The following is an 18411-nucleotide window of genomic DNA, read 5'->3' as shown; positions in this document are numbered from 1 at the left end:
GTGCCGATATAAGTTCAGGAAGAACTAAATCACAAGTGTAGTATGAAAACTCAATTCAAAATATTATCAACCGTCATCACCGCAGCACTGTTTTCCAATGTGGCTTCAGCTGCTAACTACTCAATTGAAGCCCGCAGTGATGCGATGGGCGGTGTTGGCACAGTCTCCGCCAGTTACCTTACCGCACCATTTTTTAACCCTGCTTTAAGTGCAATCTATCGCCGCAACGATGACGCGGGTATCATTGCCCCAAGTTTTGGTATTAGCTTTGATGATCAATACGATTTGATTGATGAAATTGATCGTATCAGCAAGCTTAATGACGATGCCGAAATAGAGAGTTCATTGAATGCACTTGCTCAAGGTAATCAAAAATTAAACTTTGACCTTGGGGGTGTCGTTGCTGTTGGTATCCCAAACAAATTTTTATCAGCAACGGTTTACGGAAAATTATACACAGAATCTTTTGTACAGCCATCTATTGATACCTCTGGCGCTAACCCAATGGACAATACTTATGTTCAAGGCGTGAGTATTGGTGTTGCGGAAGCGGGCATCTCATTGGCAAAATACACCAACTACATGGGGCAGCACCTCTCTGTTGGTATCACACCAAAACTTCAACGCATTTACACTTATTCATACGCAACAAGCTTCGATAACTTTGATGCCGCTGACTTACGTGAAAATGAAACCGCTGAAACGATGTTTAATTTGGACGCAGGTGCACTTTGGTTTTTTGGGCCCTACCGTTTAGGTATTGCGGCAAAGAACTTAATCGGAAGAGATGTAGAAACTAAGTCGTTTCAGTACAACAGTAAAACCATCGAGTCCTATCAATACAGCATGAGACCACTTTATACGATAGGCGCAGGTTTCGTTGCAGATTACTTTACCATGAGTGTCGACTACGACTTAAATGAAGAAAAACGCTTTTCATCCTTTGATGATAATACGCAAATGATTCGCGCCGGTGTTGAATTTGATATTCTGCGCCAAATGGCACTGAGAGCTGGTTATATGAAAAACTTAGCTCGAAGTCATGATGATGGGACGATCACCGCGGGAATAGGGCTCTCGCCACTTAACTTGCTTGAGCTGGATATAGCAGCTCGTTATACAAATGAAAACGCGATGGGTGCGTCAATTAATTTCCTTGCGACCTATTAAACGAATCGTTATAGTCGGCTCCTCTAAATGAGGAGCTTTTTTATGTTTGACGATCTACCCCCTCTATCTCACGAAGAACAACAGCAAGCCGTGGTAAAGATTCAAGAGCTAATGTCTCAAGGCACAAGTACGGCTGAAGCAATAAAAATTGTTGCTGAAAATATTCGAGCTGAGTACGCAGCTAAACAGCAACAAGACGAAGAATAAACAAAACGATAAGCAAAGAAGCAGGGCAGTAAAACGCTCTGCTTTTTTTGTGCCTGCTCGACAGGCCACATACTAATTATTAAAAGCGTAATTGTGTGACATTGTCACGTCATGTGGGTCACTAAACGCAACACAAGGTTAGAATCGCCATGATAAATGCTAGGTAAAATTTTACCAACTAAACTTTATTAGCTCGGACTAGAGCCTTTAAAAGTTAAGGTAAAATTAAGAGTTTAGGAAATATTCTCAATATATCAATAACATAAAGTAGAGCATTGGTCTGGATGGATGGTAACTACCACTTCAGGTTGTAATTATATTACAGGTAGTTTCATGGGTGCGGATGTAGCCAGTCATTTATGCTAAAAATTAATCTTAGCTACGTTGTCACGTTAATATCGCCAGATTAAAACCAAGTAAGTACATAGGGTGTAGGAACAGTAAGTGCTTGCATATTTTGAGAACGTGTTGTGGTGCCCGTACGTATTGCACTAACTAAAATTCGCTCGTTTAACGGTTTTTTACTCGTAGACGGTGCTTTTCACAGGATGTTAAAACTACAAGATGAGTTACGGTGTCACTCTGCAGTATTCTCGTATGATCCAAATACAACGTGTCAAAATCATTAGTTTAGGCGTGGGCGAAAGGTTCAATCACTGCAATCAGGTGGAAGTGATTTATACTCAATAAATCAGAAGGTTAGGAGTTGTTTTTGAATTTTTACCCGGGCGCGATGTTTCTTGGTGACAGGTTCAGGTTAGATAGATTTATGAAGATTCTTATGTTTTGGTGCAACGACTGCGTTGAATTGCCTTGATTGAACTAGACTTAATGTAAGTCTATGAAAACTAATCGGGAGAAAAGTAATGAGCTACACGCATATATTAGTCGCGGTTGATTTGTCTGATTCCAGCAAGACAGTTATTGATAAAGCGATTAGTCAGGCAACGGACCCAAACTGTAAACTTTCCTTCGTGTATGTAGATGTAGATAGAGTAGTCTTAGAACCTAAAGAAGAAGAGGAATACAACAGAAAGTTACAAGCACTTGCATCAGAGTGTAAGTATCCGGTTTCTGACACCATGGTCGTAATAGGTGATCTTCATATCAAATTGCAAGGGCTCGTCAAACAACAAGGTATAGATTTGGTTGTGTGTGGCCATCACCATAATCTGTTAAGTCGTTTTTTCTCCTCAGTGCCTAAACTCGCTAACTCAGTAGAGGCTGACTTGTTGGTCGTTTACCTTCATGATGAATAGTCCAACTCAAAAAGCCGAGCTTAATTAGCTCGGCTATCAGGTCACGGTCTTTTAATTTATTTACGCTGTGGAGGCGTTAACGAGAAATGCGAGGGATGATTCTAGTCTTTTTAGTCAAGATATTAGCCGATTCAGCATTCGAGTTTAGATCAAAATGCACATTAACTTGAATACCTTCTCTCTCAAACGTTACATCATCAAAATCAGTCATCGCGATCTTAAAACCGTTTCTAGCAAAAAGGCCAGTAACCATGGTCCGCTGTTTTATTTGTAATGCAGACGCCAATAGTTTGTCCATGGTAATTCTCCTTTTGAGTTGTGGGGATATATAACAACCATACCCCCTACAGTATATGAAATCAATTTAATAAACATTGTGTTGTTTGAGCGTCTTCGCGAGCATACTCTTCCAACATCTCCAAACAACATGAAACAACGCTTAATTAATGTGGCTGTTAATAACTCATGACGTTTTATGTGATAACGGCATAGAAAAGTGCTAATGCTGCCGATTAGCATAGATACTTATTGTTACAAATTATCACTCATACCAAGACACTATAAATGAACAGGAAAACGACAAATGAGTAGAGACTGTCGGGTTGTCTATCTTCCTGGGGGATCAAACAGCAAAAAGCCGAGCTAGTGTTGCTCGGCCTGATAAGCGAGTAGGTTAATCTAACGAGAATTACTTGGTAACATGTGGGCGCTTCGGGTCAAAATATCAGCCGACTCAGCATTCGAATCCATATCAAAATGTACGTTAACTTGAACGCCTTCTCGTTCGAATGTCACATCATCAAAATCGGTCATTGCGATTTTAAATCCATTTCTCGCGAATAAACCTGTGACCATTGTTCTCTGTTTTATTTGTAATGCAGACTCGAGTAGCTTATCCATAGCACTAATCCTTGTTATTTATAGGGGAATCAAATAAAAGTAGTACTTTAGGGTGATAAGGTCAATTAAGGTTAATTGATGACAGTTCCAAATAACTGAAACTCTTACAAATCAGTTATGATTTAAATCCAAAACAGACTGCTATAAATATGTAGATAAGCGATTGATTAAAAATGCAGAGGCACCTTGTTCATTTAACAGAGACAAAAGCCTACGAACTTGTCTTGTTGAAAGATGTAGGATGTCAGCGGCATCCATTTGGCTTATTCGATGGTCACGTAGATCATTAAGCACTTTAAATCACTGAATATCACGTTCACTCATAGCAATCAGCATCGGTTGATGTCCTCAAACGAATGGATTTCCATAAGTATAAGAGGTCATTTTAAAATAGCTCATACCGGACAACTCTAAATATCTCTTACACTATTCAGTGCGCATTATATGTGTTATGTTAAATTCACAATCATTGCTACTTGAAATCTTATCCTTTAAAGTCTCCTATCCCTCTCAGATTTTAAATTTGTGGTCACAGGTACTTGTAAGGTTTTAGAGCTCTGATTAAACATAAAGGCTATTTACCATAAAATAGCTAATATCGATATATCAATCTGCGATTGCTCAATCTTCAATTAGCTGTTAACAAGAATGCAGATGACTATACGTCGAAAAACCGATGTAAAAAAAGCGTCTCTAGAGACGCTCTAATTCAATCTGGATTCTTAACCGCCAGCTACTTTAACGGTCATGCCTTTCTTTTCCAGGTGTGCTTTGATTTTGTCTCGCGCATCACCTTGAATTTCTATGTTGCCGTCTTTAACTGAACCACCACAGCCACAGACTTTCTTGAGTTCTGCTGCGAGTAATTTTAGTGGTGCGTCATCAAGATCTAAGCCTGTAACGATACAAACACCTTTACCTTTACGGCCTTTTGTTTGGCGTTGAATACGCACGATACCATCGCCTTTAGGGCGAGCAATTTTCTCTTCTTCCGGTTTGATTCGGCCGGTTTCCGTTGAATATACTAAGGACATACTCTTATTTCTTGTGTTGTTGGGTCTGCAATGCTTTTTTCTTAGCAGCTAAATAAGCTTCGATATGACGTTGAATGGCCAACTTACCGCCTTTGATTAGTTTACCATTAAACATGCAATACCATTCATTCGGCTCACCCGAATCATTTTTTAAAGTATAGCCGTTAAAAGCAACTGATTGTGTTCCTGCGGTGCTTTGCCTGGTCTGTGCAAGAGAAGCAAATTCTTTTGGATCGATGATTGAAGCAGTATCGCACCACCAGTCAATACTTTTTTTAACTGAGGTCAGATTACCTTGCAAGACGTGGCTTTTGATCTTTACCTTCCAAAGACTGCCATCCAAACTGGATTTTAAATTAAAGCCTCTATATGTCGCAACTGCCATAAATGCCCCATTTTTGTATCAATTTCAGTCGTCTAAGAGAATTTAATGAGCATCCATACAGTGAGATGCTCAGCACAAGCACTTCTAACACAATCTATTGTTAAGTAACGTTATTTACTTTGCACTATTGATGCAGTCTTGAAGAAACTCGTGGAATTTGTGGCCATTGTTTTGAAGCATTTTCGGGAACATCGAGATTGGTGTCATACCCGGGAACGTATTCACTTCATTCAGGTAAATCTCGCCATCTTCAGTAAGGAAGAAATCAATACGAGACAAATGACGCAGGTTCATCTGTTTAAATACGGTCTCTGACTCTTGCTTGATCGTCTCTATCTGTTCTGGTGTAAGGTTTTTTGCTTCAACTTCCGTCAATGAGTGGCTGGCACTGCTGTATTTTTCATCGTACGAATAAAATGTACCATCAGGCGCAATAACTTCACCAGGTTTCGTCACATAGAGTTCGCCATTCATTTCATACGCGGCAACTTCTAATTCTCGAGGCTTAACTGACTTTTCTACTAAAACTTGATCAGAGTAACCAAAAGCAGCATTAACCGCGTCAGAAAGCATCTCTCTTTCCGTTACGCTGTAACAGCCAACTGAAGATCCTTGTCTCGCCGCTTTAACGAATACTTTGCCCCATTTATCAAACGCTTGCTGAGCTTGAATATGAGCTTGCTCATTATTTTTAGTCAGGAACAAGTATGGTGTGTTTGGTATACCTAGAGCGTCGTACCAAAGTTTCGATGTGATTTTGTTGAAACTGTTGCTGCTTGCTTCTGGTCCGCAACCCAGATAAGGAATGCCAGCGATTTCAAATAGAGATTGAATATCGCCCGTTTCACCAGGGAAACCATGAATACAAGGTACGATGAAGTCAATTGTCTGATTTGAGTCGTTAGAACATAAGCATTTGGTATTGAGGTCCAAGTAAACCAATTCGCCTTGATCGGTCATCCAACCTTCGTTTTTGATCTCTACACGCGTTACCTTGATGTTCTCAATGAGATTCAGTTGTTGTTCGACAAAGTTAGCAGACAGCAATGATATCTCGTGCTCTGAAGAGCCACCACCGCATAATAGAAGAATATTTTTAATCATGAATCAATCTTTCCGTGACCTACAAAAGATACTTATTGTTATGATAACCCTTTGAGAAGTGACGTACAGTTATTTTACTGTGAGGCGTATCGTTCGGGTACGATTTGAACAAATTAAAAAGGGAGCGATATGCCCCCTACTTAGTTTGATCAGTTTAGTTTATTAAGCGTCGGATATGCCGAGTTTTTAATCGCATCAATGCTTTTGACAAAAGGCTTTAACTGACGCAATTGAGCTGGAAGCGTTGCGATCGCCTTTTGTGCTTCCGCACTTGTCGCATAATCTCCGTATAAAATGGAGTACCATTTGGTGCCATTGACTACTTTGTAGTTAGCCCAAATCGGCTGCTCACTTTGCGGTAGTTTGTTGGTGAACTGAGTCACTTTATCTTCACTACCAACAGCGACAACTTGAATGGTGTATCCGAAACGTTGAACTGCTGATTGATCGTTGCTTGGTGGCATGATCTTAACCGGTTTTACCTGATCGTTAGGAGTCAGTTTTATGACCTTCTTTTCTTCAGGTTTAGGTGTCATTTTCACCACTGTTGGTGCTACATCTTTCTCAACGACGGCATTTTCAGACGCCATAATTGGTTTTGATATGACATCTGAAGAATAGTCCTCGCGAAAACTCTCTGAGGTAACATCCGTAGTGTAGGTTTCAGATGCACAAGCGGAAAGAAGAAGGGTTAAGCCGATGATTGCGGTCTTTTTCATGAATAACAAACGCTCTGAACAAATATTACGATAAATCATGCCGATAGGAGGCTCGATTATCAAGCATCAAATACAATAAACTGCCTTTTTGATGTGATGAGTGACACAAACTCTACAAGCTTCGTACAGTTTTTCTCCGTTGTTTATCTCTGGCATGTTTTCTCTAAGAAGTATTCGTTTATGATTATTGATATCCATCCAGTAAAGCTCTCAACAATATCGTGTTAAAGGCAAGGAATCTGCATGAATAAACTACATAAGCTTTTTAAACCTGATTCAGTTGCGGTAGTTGGCGCATCACCGAGAGAGTTACGCGCGGGTCACGTGGTCATGCGCAATCTTCTTCAAAGTGGTTTTGGTGGCGCGATTATGCCAGTAACGCCAAAACACAAAAGTGTATTAGGCGTTATCGCTTATCCTGACATCGCTTCCCTGCCCTTGACTCCAGATATCGCGATTCTTTGTACTAACGCTTCACGTAATGAAAAGCTTCTCAAGGAATTAGACGAGCGTGGAACTCAGTTCGCTATCGTAATCTCTGATGATACTCAAATCGTCGATGTGTCTTCGCTTAATATTCGGGTCTTGGGTTCCAACAGCCTTGGCATTATTCTCCCTTGGCACAACTTCAATTGTACGTTTTCTCCGGTTGCTGCCAAACCAGGGAAAATTGCTTTTATTTCTCAATCAGCCGCCGTTTGTACAACTGTTCTGGATTGGGCGAACGACAAAAATATCGGCTTTTCGTCATTTATTTCGATTGGACGAGGTCAGGATATCGATTTTGCCGATTTACTTGATCATTTGAGTATGGACGGACATACCGAGGCAATCTTGCTCTACGTTGACTCGATCCGTGATGCTCGCCGCTTTTTATCAGCGGCCAGAGCGGCGTCCCGAAATCGACGTATTCTTGTTTTGAAAGCAGGACGGTCGAAAGAGATGAATACGCTTGAGCAGCAAGATGGCGATACTTTAGACATTATTTATGATTCTGCGATCCGCAGAACGGGTATGTTGAGGGTAAGCAATACGCATGAGTTATTTGCAGCAGTAGAAACCCTAACTCACTCAGTGCCCCTGCGTGGTGAACGATTAGCGGTCATTACCAATGGCGGTGGGCCTGCAGTGATGGCCGTGGATACGCTTTTCGAACGTGGCGGTAATTTAGCGACGCTTGATGAAGCTTCGACCGAGCAATTGAGAGCCGTTCTGCCGCCAAACTGGCGAGAAGTGAACCCCATCGACCTCTCTGGTGATGCGACCAAAAAGCGCTACGTCGACACTATTAACGCTTTAATGAACAATGATTGTGCGGATGCAATTTTGATTATGCACAGCCCTTCTGCTGTTTCTGATCCACTAGATACGGCGTACGATGTGATTGAAGCGATTAAGTCCCATCCGAGGCATAAGCACTTTAACATCCTTACTAACTGGTCGGGAGAACAAACGTCTCGTGAGGCTCGTCTTGCTTTCACTCAAGCGGGAATACCGACTTATCGAACACCAGAAAGTGCTGTTGTCGCCTACATGCACCTTGTGGAATACCGCAGAAACCAAAAGCAACTGATGGAAACACCAACAACGGCAGAACCGTTGCACTCGGGAAGCATCAATTCTGCTATGGAATGGGTAAATGAACGACTACTGGATAAAAATACAGTATCACTAGATACACACCAAACTAGCCCACTTTTTAAACTGTTTGGTTTCAATGTGCTGCCAACGTGGATCGCGTCCGATGCAATAGAAGCGGTACATATGGCGGAAAATATCGGCTATCCGGTAGCGGTAAAGCTGCGCTCTCCTGATATTCCACACAAGTCAGACGTTCATGGTGTTGCCCTCAACCTGAGAAACAGCAATGAAGTCTCGAGTGCATCAAATTCAATTTTAGATGCTGTAAAACTTAGCTATCCATCTGCTAACGTCCACGGCCTTTTAGTACAAGGTATGGCTAAACTTGGCAGTGCTGAAGAAATACGAATCAGTATTGCTGTAGACAAAGTATTTGGGCCGGTGATATTGCTTGGTCAAGGTGGTTCTGAATGGAATATTGCTCAAGATGCCGTGGCCGCGTTACCGCCATTAAACATGACTCTGGCGCGCTATTTAGTCGTGGTTGCTTTGAAATCAGGTAAGATCCGCTTGCAAAAGCATAAAGATGCTTTCGATATTACCGAACTGTCGAAATTCTTGGTTCGTATTTCGCAGATGGCGGTTGAGTTACCAGAAATACACAGACTGGATATCCATCCAGTACTCGTGTCTGGGAACGATTTGACGATCATAGATGCGGATTTGACGTTAACAAAATATGAAGGCGATGCTCAAACGCGTCTTGCTATCCGCCCTTTCCCGGCAGAGTTTGTTGAAACGGTCACTCTGCGCGACGGTCAACCTGTCTTACTTCGCCCTATCTTGCCTGAAGATGAGCCTCTACATGCTCAATTCATCAATAACGTATCCAGAGAAGATCTTTACAAGCGATTTTTCTCCGAAGTTGGTGAATTCAACCACGAGGCTTTGGCTAATTTTACTCAAATCGATTACGACAGAGAAATGGCATTTGTTGCCGTTGCTTTTGATAAAAGCGGCCCATCAATTATTGGCGTAGCTCGCGCTCTCATCACGCCCGATAATAGCGACGCTGAGTTTGCTATTCTCATTCGCTCTGATCTAAAAGGAAAAGGCCTCGGCAAGGTATTGATGAAAAAAATCATTAGCTATTGCCAAGTTAAAGGCACTAAGCAAATATCAGGAATGACAATGCCGACTAACCGTGGAATGCTGATGTTAGCACAAAGCCTCGGGTTTGATATTGATGTTCAGTTTGAGGATGGTATTGCAGATATGGTCTTAGCGTTAAACTAGAATGAAGGCCCAGCTTTCGACGTTTTCTACATGGATAGAATCGTTCAAGCTGGGCTTTGTCTTGTCTGGAAACAAAACTTAGTGCTGAAAAACCCAATACTTTTGTGACAAGGTCACTTTAACGCCCAATTTTTTTTCAAATATTGAATACACCAGGATTTAGCCTCTCCCATTGTATTTCGACGCCACGCGAGAATGACGTCCATAGGTATTGGCTCCGTACCTTCGATCAACTTGAGCTCTCCACTTTCAATCAGCGGCTGAGCTATTTGGCTTGGCAGTGTTCCGATACCTAGCCCTGCTCTGAGTGCATCAACCTTCGCTGTAAAATTGGTGACCGTTAACCTTGGTTGCTTTTGAATAATATTCATTGAAAGCGCTGGTTGTTCTCGAGCCGTGTCTGCGATCGCAATAATACGATACTTTTCTCTTGCCGCTTCATCAAAATCACCGCTGCGTTTATGCACATAGTGGTTTGCAGCGGCGACCCAAAGCATGGTCATCTTACCTATTTTTTCTGACTTCACTTCTTGAGGAAGCGTGTCCAGGGATGGACAAATCAATAGATCAGAACGGCCTGTGTTGAGCGATTCCCAACCACCTGCCAAAATCTCTTCTTGCAATCTGACTCGGGTAGAACTGACTTCAGATAGCGCATCCACCATAGGAAAAAAGTTACAAACAGGAATAATGCCATCGAATGCAACGGTGATATCTAATTCCCACCCATTTGCCAATACCGTAGCGTCGTTTACCAGCTTTTCGCTGGCTTTCAATATATCTCGCCCGCGTTCAAGGATGAGTTTACCAGCTTCGGTAAAATGAGCTTTATGCCCTGAGCGATCGAAAATAATGATATCTAAGTCTTGCTCAAGTTTTTGAATTTGGTAGCTAAGAGACGAAGGAGCTCTGTCTAATTCATTGGCGGCTGCAGCAAAACTGCCTCTTCGGTCTATGGCATCCAAAATATGGAGCGCTTCTAAAGTGATCGGGCTGTGCACATTAACTTCCTTTACCTGATGTATACCACACGAGTGATGCCTTATCAGACAGTTAATAAATCAAGAAACAACAATATAACACATTGATTAGTAATGACGAGAAATGCCTATTTTGCAACGTTTTCCTGATTATACGATCGTCAGTTGCTGGTTAGCCATGTCTGAGTTGGGTCGAATCTAGGCGGTTTGGAATTAAAGATACGGTTAGATGAGTAGAATCAGAAGGAAACTTAATTAAAAATGATGACTTAATCCTTAGATACAACAAAGCCAGCTAAATGCTGGCTTTTTATCAAATTTTCATTTCTAAAAGGTAAAGAAAAGTATGGAAAATGAAAATTTACTGCTGTGCCATCTCTTTTTTCACCATTACAGCTGCTGCTACGATGAAAGCGATGATTAGACCGAGTTCCATGAACTACCCCAGTGATTATGAGAAAGAAAAGACCAAAACTTGAAGTCGGGCATAGTTTAGCACGTCTAGGATTCGTTGCTAGCTTTTAACCTCAAATTTACGATTTTTACGATTTAGATCAAAAAAGGCGCAAAACTGCGCCTTTTAGGTTATAAACTTGTTAAATGCATTAGTTCAGCTCAGGATAACCTTGCGGATTTTGAGATTGCCATCTCCAAGTATCACTCGTCATTTCTTCAAGCGTACGGGTTGCTTTCCAGCCTAATTCAGTAGCCGCTTTACACGGATCCGCCCAACATTCCGCGATATCGCCTGGGCGACGCTCAACCAGCTTGTAAGGCACTTCTTTGCCACTCGCTGCTTGGAAAGCCTCAACCATTTCAAGGACGCTATAACCTTTGCCTGTACCTAAGTTATAAATATGCAGTCCTGATTTGTTACCTACTTTCTCTAATGCTGCTACGTGACCGTCAGAAAGATCCATAACATGGATATAGTCACGAACTCCTGTACCATCTGGAGTTGGGTAGTCGTTTCCAAATACCGACAGGAACTCACGACGACCAACGGCAACTTGTGAGATAAATGGCATCAGGTTGTTTGGAATCCCCTGAGGGTCTTCACCAAGCTCACCTGTTGGATGAGAGCCAACTGGGTTGAAATAACGTAACAGAGTGATACTCCAATCTGGGTTCGCTTTTTGAAAGTCTGTAAGACACTCTTCGACCATCAATTTACTGCGACCATATGGATTGGTAGCACTTGTTGGAAAATCCTCTGTAATTGGCACAGAAGCTGGATCACCATAAACCGTTGCTGAAGAACTAAATACTAATGACTTAACACCAGCTTCACGCATTGCATCAACCAATACCAAAGTACCGTTTACGTTATTATCATAATACTCTAGTGGTTTCGCTACGGATTCACCAACGGCTTTTAAACCAGCGAAATGAATAACCGCTTCAATATCATTGCTTTGCAGCGCATCAACTAGCGCTGCTTTATCGCGAATATCAGCCTTAATGAACTTCGGACTTACTCCGCAAACTTTTTCAATGCGGTGTAATACGGCAGGATTACTATTATATAAGTTGTCTAAAATCACTGGTGTCATACCAGCTTCAATCATTTGAATACAAGTGTGGCTTCCGATATAGCCCATACCGCCTGTAACAAGTACTTTCATTTTATGTTCCTTCTGACGCGAATAAGGATAGTCTAAAGCTTTAACGCTTTAATTAAAACTGTCTCTTACAACTCATATCCCATTAATATTGCTCGCCCTTTTCCTGATTTTTTAGCTTGGTACATCGCTGTATCCGCACTTTTCAAAACGCGGGCGGCATCTCGCTCATTGATACTCACCAGCTTCACTCCAATGCTTACGCCTACTTGTAGATCATTTTGACCATATTGAATCGGATTACATATTGCGGTGAGTAACTGTTCCGCAATGCGTGTGACGATAGTCTGATTAGCTGGGTTGACCAGCATTGCAAATTCATCACCAGACAGCCTGGCGATCAAATCACCGTGTCTTGTTGCGGATACAAGTCGTTTGCTCACGATTCTCAGCACTTCATCGCCAGCGTCATGCCCGTAGGTGTCATTGATTGCTTTGAATCCATCCAAGTCTAAATAAAGTACCGCAAATTCGTCTCGGACGTAGGCTGATCTTTGTACCAGTTCTTCTAACTCTGCGTTGAATTTAGCGCGATTCGCTAATCCGGTCAGCGGGTCATGATGCGCCAGGTATTCTAAGCGTTCCATCTCTTTTGCATCAGAAAGGTCGGTAAGTACAATTACTGAATCGTAAAGGCTGTTTCTTTCGCATTTTACAATACAGTTTACTTTCGCAAACATCGGAATAAGCTTGCCTAGGCGATTCTCCTCTAAGATTTCCCCCTGCCAAATACCATAATTTGTAAGGGACTGGACAATATGTGGAACCATTCTCCTCAGTTTTAAATGGCGAATATTATTAATTAACGGCTTTCCAACTAACTGGTCGTTCGCTACCCCCATCAACTTTGAAGCCGCAGGGTTAATCATTGTGATCACCCCTTTATGATCGAGAACGATTAGGCCATCCTGACTACTTTCAAACACTCGCCCAGCAATGTGTTCCCGACTCAGTGAAGCCTCTAACTCTGTAACGTCCCGAACCTCGAACAACATACAACTTTGGTCTGAAAGGTATCGGCTTGATACATTAAATTGACGGCTACTATCCACATCCGTTAGTGTCATCTCATTGCATTGCGAGGATTTTTCTAGAAATTGGGCGAGCTCACGGCCTGTTTTTGTTTTAATGAGATCGCGAACATGCGTTTGCAATAAGTGATGGTTATTGCGATTAAAAATTTGATAAGTCGCTGAATTACAGTGAATGATCATTCCTTTACGGTCTACCGTAATCAGGGCGTACTGTAATGATTCAATAACATCTTGAAGAAAGCAGTTCTCTTGTTTCAGGGATTCTAGGTTATGTTGGCGCTGTTTATCACGTTGTCGATGTTTCGTTACCATACTTTCAAATGAGCAAAGTAACTCGTCTATTTCATCGCGTAAATCATGCCCTCTTTCTACCTTAAACTGATGGCCAGAGCCGAAATCGTCTACCGCAAGTTTAAGATCCAGTAATGGTTTAAAAGCTGAACGATCTGTAAGGGCTCGTAAAAGCACGCCAACCAGCAGCAAGATGAGGATCCCAATTATGCCATCTGTTACCAACATCAGAACGCTCGGGTTAGTAAACTTTACTTCTATCAATGCCACAATAGAGCCGTAATTGGTAATGGCAACTTCTATATACTCGTATTCGGATTCCGCATTGCTTCCTGAGCTTTTCATTTCATTCAGTTCTGTAAGGGTTACGCCATTTTTACTTAAAAAAGTGATTGTCCGCTTGTCGCTGTCTTTTAATTGAACGGCTGCAATGGCGGATTGCTTCAGTAGCTCAGAAAGCATTGATTCAACCTTTTGCTTGTCGTTTACACTAAGCGCATCTTTAATTGAATGTGAGGCGATGTTAATTAAAAGCCGCGTGTCTTCAGCAAGTTTGACCTTTGACGACAGATGCACGGCATGATAGATGTAAACTTTACTGATGACGAAGATGGCAGCGATAGAAACTAAAGTTGGCCAAATAAGTTTTATTCGTAATGACATTTAATGCCCCGTAGTCAGATAACAATCAAACAACCGAAGATGAATATGCAACCCATTCCTTATTTAGGGCGCAAAGCGTAACACGGTGGTGAATAAAATCATCGACAACGGCATAAAAAATGAATTGAAATAGAATGAATTACCTAAATATTCGAATCAATTCAAATAATCTAAAGTTAATACTGTAACGAGACTTACCTCGTTTAACTGTTTAAATAATGAACTTAATCACTGAAGCCAGGCGTATCTTCCTGCATCGTCAGTTGATTGCTTGAGTAAAATTGAACGTATGACACTGAATAAACAACAACTCACACTAAATTGCGATATGGGCGAAAGCTACGGCTCTTGGAAAATGGGCGCCGATGAAGACGTAATGCCTCATGTTGATATGGCCAATATCGCCTGTGGATTTCACGCATCCGATCCAAACGTGATGCATGAAACCATCACTCTTGCCAATATGAATGATGTCGAAATTGGTGCTCATCCGGGCTATCCCGATATACACGGTTTTGGGCGTCGTTCATTGAGTATGACGGGTGATGAGATCACGAACATGGTTGTTTATCAGGTTGGTGCGTTACAAGCGCTTTGCCGCGCTCAGTATACTGATATTGGCTATATCAAGCCCCACGGTGCGCTGTATAACGACATGATGAAAAACGATGCTGTTTTTCGAGCTGTTGTTAAGGCTGCTGCTTTATTCAAAGTGCCGTTGATGATTCTTGCATCGCAAGAGAACGAAAAATACTTAGAAATTGCAGATGACTTTGATGTGCCATTGCTGTTCGAAGCATTTGCAGACAGACTTTACCAAGACAATGGCATGCTTACGCCAAGAACGCAGCCAAATGCAGTCTTAAAAACAGAACATGCCATTCTCGAACAAGTACGCATGTTAGCGGAATCAGGCCGTGTAAAAACCGCATCGGGTAATTATATTCTTCTCGAAGCCGATACAATTTGTGTTCACGGAGATAACGAAGAGTCCATTGCTTTGATTAAAAATATTCGTCAGAGCCTGTATTCTGGAGGGAATTAATGCAACAGGAAACGTTTAATATTTCAGCTGTCTCGGAATCCAGTATCCTTGTAAGATTTGAGGAGTGCATTCATGAGGAGCACATCGGAGAAGTATCTCGCCAAATAAGGGAACATCTGGCAAGTGTTATCATGAATGTTATTCCTTCTTATAGAACCGTCTTAATTGACTACCTGCCCTTTAGAATCGATGAAAGCAGTCTGATTGATAAAGTAAACCATATTCTCCGCCAGTTCGATCCTGAGTTGTATGACCGCCGACAGCCTAACAATATTTCGATTCCTGTTTATTACTCAGAAGAAACCGCATTAGATTTAGAACGATTTAACAATTGTGGTTTATCCTTGCAAGACGTAATAGACCTGCATACTCAAACGGTCTATAGCGTCTCTGCTATAGGGTTTGCGCCAGGTTTTGCCTTTCTATCCGATGTTTGTGACAAGCTGGTTATGCCAAGACTCACCACCCCTAGAACCCGTGTGCCTGCCGGTAGCGTAGGCATTGCTGACAGTAAAACGGCGGTCTATCCATCGGATAGTCCGGGCGGGTGGAATATTATTGGCCGAAGTCCGCTTGCTTTATTTTCTGATATTCCTCCCTTCATTCCATTTGATGTAGGTGACAGGGTGACGTTTTCTGCAATTACTAAACAGGAATTTATCGACTTAGGAGGAGTTTTATGAGTGACGCTGGATTGCGAGTAGAAAAACCAGGACCACTTTCATTGATTCAAGACTTTGGTCGTTTTGGTTTAGCGCATATTGGTATTACCCAAGGTGGCCCTGTCGATGATTACGCGTATAGTTGGGCAAACTACCTGCTCGGCAACCCAGTAAATTGTTCTACCGTCGAAATTACATTAGGAAACGCGACGTTTGTTGCGTTACATAATTGTCATCTCGCTATCTGTGGTGGTGATTTGAACGCAAAAGTTGACGGAGTACCAATTGCGAATTGGTCTGACTTCATACTAAAAACAGGCCAGAAACTTCACTTTGGCATGCCTAAAAATGGATTGCGCGCTTATTTGGCGGTGAAAGGCGGATTCGATATTGCAGAACATCTTGGAAGCTCATCAACGGTTTGTAGAGAGTTACTTGGTGGTCTGGACGCTAAAGGTAGTGCGCTGCAAACTGGTGATGTATTGCCGTTTACCCCTCACCGATTACCCCAGCATAAACCGAGACAAATGACCTTTCGCTTTAAGCCCGACTACAACCTACCCGTTAAGTTAAGAGTGATAGAAAGCTACCAGTATGATGACTTTGATGTGGAAGCGTTAGATGCTCTTTACTCAAGTGAGTTTACCATCACACCGGATTCCAATCGCATGGGATACCGGCTACAGGGCGACACAATTACACCGCCGTACGATGGAATACTGTCTGAAGGTATCGCTCTTGGCGCAATACAGGTGCCCAATGATGGCAATCCGATTGTACTGTTCAACGACCATCAAACCATAGGTGGTTACCCGAAGCTTGGATGTGTAGCAAGAATAGATTTACCAAGACTGGCGCAAGCAAAGCCCGGTCAAAAGGTAACGTTTGTAAAAGGTGATAGATTGAGGTTGCAAGACTTGTGGTGTCAATGGGCTCAGTTTTTTGGCTACTGAGCCCAATTACTGCAAAGAACAGGATTACATGCCGTAACGTTCAGCGAGCGACTTTGGATAATCGCGTTCTTGAGTCAATTGTATTGCATATTGCTCGACATCTTGCTCACTCCAATGAATGGCAACTGGGTGTTGTAACTCGACATCTTGTTGCGGTTCGATATCAAACCAATGATGCAGTATCTTTTGTGCGGCCAACAAGGTAGAAGACGCTTTTACAATTTCCACTCGCGCATAGTTGTTTTGTTCAAAAGTAACATCCGCAGCTCTTAATACAGGATCACTTCCCGGGATCTGCTGGGCACCGAATAGTGCTTTACCACCTTTAACTGCGGTGTGATATGCAGGGATAAACTGAGCCATGTGCTGGATGGCATTGTTTGTTCTCGCCTCTAGCGCTTCTTCTTTCCAGCCCAGACGGATTTTTGACAGCAGAAGATTAGGTAGTTCTGGTTGAGCTGAGGTGCTTGTGCTTGCAACCAACCCATCATCAAACAGCGTGATGCCTTTTGTCATACCGTGCAGTTGGAAAATACCATCTCCATATGGCGTTAGCTGTGCCATTCCTTTATCAGTACCGCGAGGGCCATGAAAAATGACCTCTGGCCATTGCTGATCACACGCTTGCCATTGAGTGATGTAGGCGGCTTTAAACTCAACCAATCGGTCACGTTTGGCGCCAACAGCATTATCAACAGAGCCAGTTTCGAAACCACAGGCGTTCACCAGATAGTCACAATTTAACTCACAGTCCGACCCATTGTGCTGATAGTTCAACTGCCAGTGATCGCCCGCCCATTCCGCTCGTTTAAGTTCAGCTTGCGTGAGTACATCTGCATTAGGTAACTGCTTTAAGGTAAGAGATGCAATTGCAGCCAGTCTGAACACGCTCCAACCATACTCTTGGACGGATACCACGGGGTATTTCAACGAGTCTAAATCAGCGTGTTGAGCAAACGGTATGGTCCAGTCATCAAAACTGATCGGCTCGGCGGGTTGAGTGCGTTTCGAAAGTTCGATTAAGTCTTCTTTCGAGTACAGTTTGTAATATTCACTAGGTTCGCCAAGTACTCGGTTACGTTCATCCTTATCCACCAACGTTTGGTACGCGCTTTTAATCACCTCAAGACGCGGGATAAGAGTGGAAGGATCACCACCATCAGAATGCGGAACTGCAATAATAGTTGGGCGGATATTCAGTGACAGTGGGTACAGCCTAATGGTATCAATCGATTGAGAGAGCAAGTCTAAACATTGTTGCTCAGAGATCTCTCGATATAAGTTACCGCCAGCGTGCAGATGACAGATTGGGGGCCCATTCACTAAGGACACACCCTTTTCAATAACGGATACTTTAAAGCCTAGCTCTGCAAAATGAATGGCTGCTGTAGATCCGGCTACTCCGCCACCAACGACAACGATGTGTTTTTCTTTATAACTTGGAAACTCAGACTTCATTGCTTCACTGAATATTTTATAAGGGAAATTCTTTACTTGTGGTTAATT

Annotated in this window: 17 protein-coding genes and 1 pseudogene; 7 read left to right on the top strand and 11 right to left on the bottom strand. The window is 42.3% G+C overall.

Annotated elements, in window-relative coordinates; translation table 11 throughout:
* Positions 1-42 precede the first annotated feature (42 nt).
* From DBX26_RS16665 to DBX26_RS16655, 3 genes are all read left to right on the top strand, one after another.
* On the top strand, positions 43-1170 hold the full coding sequence (locus tag DBX26_RS16665) for a conjugal transfer protein TraF (RefSeq protein ID WP_118120066.1): 1128 nt from the start codon (positions 43-45) through the stop codon (positions 1168-1170).
* Between the two features lie 42 nt (positions 1171-1212).
* The gene (locus DBX26_RS16660; protein ID WP_020334875.1) at positions 1213-1377 is read left to right on the top strand and encodes a YoaH family protein; all 165 of its coding nucleotides are present in this window, start codon (positions 1213-1215) and stop codon (positions 1375-1377) included.
* An 866-nt stretch (positions 1378-2243) separates the two neighbouring features.
* Complete coding sequence (locus tag DBX26_RS16655) at positions 2244-2636, top strand: universal stress protein (RefSeq protein ID WP_014234225.1); 393 nt, start codon at positions 2244-2246, stop codon at positions 2634-2636.
* A 76-nt stretch (positions 2637-2712) separates the two neighbouring features.
* Here DBX26_RS16655 and DBX26_RS16650 read toward each other — a convergent pair whose 3' ends face one another.
* From DBX26_RS16650 to DBX26_RS16620, 7 genes and pseudogenes are all read right to left on the bottom strand, one after another.
* On the bottom strand, positions 2713-2934 hold the full coding sequence (locus tag DBX26_RS16650; protein ID WP_020334879.1) for a hypothetical protein: 222 nt from the start codon (positions 2932-2934) through the stop codon (positions 2713-2715).
* Between the two features lie 380 nt (positions 2935-3314).
* Positions 3315-3536 (bottom strand): hypothetical protein, encoded by a 222-nt coding sequence (locus tag DBX26_RS16645; protein ID WP_020334880.1) that lies wholly within the window; start codon positions 3534-3536, stop codon positions 3315-3317.
* Positions 3537-3713: 177 nt separating this feature from the next.
* Positions 3714-3830: pseudogene (locus tag DBX26_RS16640) on the bottom strand (helix-turn-helix domain-containing protein); the annotation flags it as partial.
* A gap of 428 nt (positions 3831-4258) precedes the next feature.
* On the bottom strand, positions 4259-4570 hold the full coding sequence (yciH, locus tag DBX26_RS16635; RefSeq protein ID WP_118120062.1) for a stress response translation initiation inhibitor YciH: 312 nt from the start codon (positions 4568-4570) through the stop codon (positions 4259-4261).
* A gap of 4 nt (positions 4571-4574) precedes the next feature.
* Positions 4575-4955: a DUF3319 domain-containing protein gene (locus DBX26_RS16630; protein WP_020334882.1), complete on the bottom strand. Its 381-nt coding sequence runs from the start codon at positions 4953-4955 to the stop codon at positions 4575-4577.
* 114 nt (positions 4956-5069) lie between these two features.
* The gene (locus DBX26_RS16625; RefSeq protein ID WP_065298587.1) at positions 5070-6059 is read right to left on the bottom strand and encodes a D-alanine--D-alanine ligase; all 990 of its coding nucleotides are present in this window, start codon (positions 6057-6059) and stop codon (positions 5070-5072) included.
* A gap of 149 nt (positions 6060-6208) precedes the next feature.
* Positions 6209-6778, bottom strand: a complete 570-nt coding sequence (locus DBX26_RS16620) for an SPOR domain-containing protein (RefSeq protein WP_014234233.1) — start codon at positions 6776-6778, stop codon at positions 6209-6211.
* A gap of 243 nt (positions 6779-7021) precedes the next feature.
* Here DBX26_RS16620 and DBX26_RS16615 point away from each other — a divergent pair, with 243 nt between their 5' ends.
* Positions 7022-9655: a bifunctional acetate--CoA ligase family protein/GNAT family N-acetyltransferase gene (locus tag DBX26_RS16615; RefSeq protein WP_118120060.1), complete on the top strand. Its 2634-nt coding sequence runs from the start codon at positions 7022-7024 to the stop codon at positions 9653-9655.
* Positions 9656-9768: 113 nt separating this feature from the next.
* Here DBX26_RS16615 and DBX26_RS16610 read toward each other — a convergent pair whose 3' ends face one another.
* The 3 genes from DBX26_RS16610 to DBX26_RS16595 form a co-directional block, all read right to left on the bottom strand.
* Positions 9769-10656, bottom strand: a complete 888-nt coding sequence (locus DBX26_RS16610) for a LysR family transcriptional regulator (RefSeq protein WP_020334885.1) — start codon at positions 10654-10656, stop codon at positions 9769-9771.
* A gap of 584 nt (positions 10657-11240) precedes the next feature.
* Positions 11241-12260, bottom strand: a complete 1020-nt coding sequence (gene galE / locus DBX26_RS16600; protein ID WP_118120058.1) for a UDP-glucose 4-epimerase GalE — start codon at positions 12258-12260, stop codon at positions 11241-11243.
* 65 nt (positions 12261-12325) lie between these two features.
* Positions 12326-14245 carry a diguanylate cyclase gene (locus DBX26_RS16595; RefSeq protein WP_118120056.1) on the bottom strand — a complete coding sequence of 640 codons (1920 nt, stop codon included), beginning with the start codon at positions 14243-14245 and terminating at the stop codon, positions 12326-12328.
* A 289-nt stretch (positions 14246-14534) separates the two neighbouring features.
* Here DBX26_RS16595 and DBX26_RS16590 point away from each other — a divergent pair, with 289 nt between their 5' ends.
* From DBX26_RS16590 to DBX26_RS16580, 3 genes are read left to right on the top strand one after another with little or no spacing between them, the layout of a single operon-like run.
* Positions 14535-15290, top strand: a complete 756-nt coding sequence (locus tag DBX26_RS16590) for a 5-oxoprolinase subunit PxpA (RefSeq protein WP_118120054.1) — start codon at positions 14535-14537, stop codon at positions 15288-15290.
* Positions 15290-15973 carry an allophanate hydrolase subunit 1 gene (locus DBX26_RS16585; RefSeq protein ID WP_118120052.1) on the top strand — a complete coding sequence of 228 codons (684 nt, stop codon included), beginning with the start codon at positions 15290-15292 and terminating at the stop codon, positions 15971-15973. Before DBX26_RS16590 ends, DBX26_RS16585 begins: the two co-directional genes overlap by 1 nt.
* Positions 15970-16905, top strand: coding sequence for a biotin-dependent carboxyltransferase family protein (locus DBX26_RS16580; RefSeq protein ID WP_118120050.1), 936 nt, complete (start codon positions 15970-15972; stop codon positions 16903-16905). Before DBX26_RS16585 ends, DBX26_RS16580 begins: the two co-directional genes overlap by 4 nt.
* Before the next feature lie 24 nt (positions 16906-16929).
* Here DBX26_RS16580 and DBX26_RS16575 read toward each other — a convergent pair whose 3' ends face one another.
* Positions 16930-18363 (bottom strand): FAD-dependent oxidoreductase, encoded by a 1434-nt coding sequence (locus DBX26_RS16575; RefSeq protein WP_118120048.1) that lies wholly within the window; start codon positions 18361-18363, stop codon positions 16930-16932.
* Between the last annotated feature and the right edge of the window lie 48 nt (positions 18364-18411).

The sequence above is a fragment of the Vibrio sp. dhg genome (genome assembly GCF_003443775.1).
Taxonomy (GTDB): Bacteria; Pseudomonadota; Gammaproteobacteria; order Enterobacterales; family Vibrionaceae; genus Vibrio; species Vibrio natriegens.
Note: the sequence above shows the minus strand (reverse complement) of the source record. Positions and strands in the feature narration are given on the sequence as shown.

Excerpts from the sequence above, each read along its gene's own strand:
- DBX26_RS16665 (WP_118120066.1), top strand. The coding sequence starts at position 43 with ATGAAAACTCAATTCAAAATATTATCAACCGTCATCACCGCAGCACTG.
- DBX26_RS16660 (WP_020334875.1), top strand. The coding sequence starts at position 1,213 with ATGTTTGACGATCTACCCCCTCTATCTCACGAAGAACAACAGCAAGCC.
- DBX26_RS16655 (WP_014234225.1), top strand. The coding sequence starts at position 2,244 with ATGAGCTACACGCATATATTAGTCGCGGTTGATTTGTCTGATTCCAGC.
- DBX26_RS16650 (WP_020334879.1), bottom strand. The coding sequence starts at position 2,934 with ATGGACAAACTATTGGCGTCTGCATTACAAATAAAACAGCGGACCATG.
- DBX26_RS16645 (WP_020334880.1), bottom strand. The coding sequence starts at position 3,536 with ATGGATAAGCTACTCGAGTCTGCATTACAAATAAAACAGAGAACAATG.
- yciH (WP_118120062.1), bottom strand. The coding sequence starts at position 4,570 with ATGTCCTTAGTATATTCAACGGAAACCGGCCGAATCAAACCGGAAGAA.
- DBX26_RS16630 (WP_020334882.1), bottom strand. The coding sequence starts at position 4,955 with ATGGCAGTTGCGACATATAGAGGCTTTAATTTAAAATCCAGTTTGGAT.
- DBX26_RS16625 (WP_065298587.1), bottom strand. The coding sequence starts at position 6,059 with ATGATTAAAAATATTCTTCTATTATGCGGTGGTGGCTCTTCAGAGCAC.
- DBX26_RS16620 (WP_014234233.1), bottom strand. The coding sequence starts at position 6,778 with ATGAAAAAGACCGCAATCATCGGCTTAACCCTTCTTCTTTCCGCTTGT.
- DBX26_RS16615 (WP_118120060.1), top strand. The coding sequence starts at position 7,022 with ATGAATAAACTACATAAGCTTTTTAAACCTGATTCAGTTGCGGTAGTT.
- galE (WP_118120058.1), bottom strand. The coding sequence starts at position 12,260 with ATGAAAGTACTTGTTACAGGCGGTATGGGCTATATCGGAAGCCACACT.
- DBX26_RS16595 (WP_118120056.1), bottom strand. The coding sequence starts at position 14,245 with ATGTCATTACGAATAAAACTTATTTGGCCAACTTTAGTTTCTATCGCT.
- DBX26_RS16590 (WP_118120054.1), top strand. The coding sequence starts at position 14,535 with ATGACACTGAATAAACAACAACTCACACTAAATTGCGATATGGGCGAA.
- DBX26_RS16585 (WP_118120052.1), top strand. The coding sequence starts at position 15,290 with ATGCAACAGGAAACGTTTAATATTTCAGCTGTCTCGGAATCCAGTATC.
- DBX26_RS16580 (WP_118120050.1), top strand. The coding sequence starts at position 15,970 with ATGAGTGACGCTGGATTGCGAGTAGAAAAACCAGGACCACTTTCATTG.
- DBX26_RS16575 (WP_118120048.1), bottom strand. The coding sequence starts at position 18,363 with ATGAAGTCTGAGTTTCCAAGTTATAAAGAAAAACACATCGTTGTCGTT.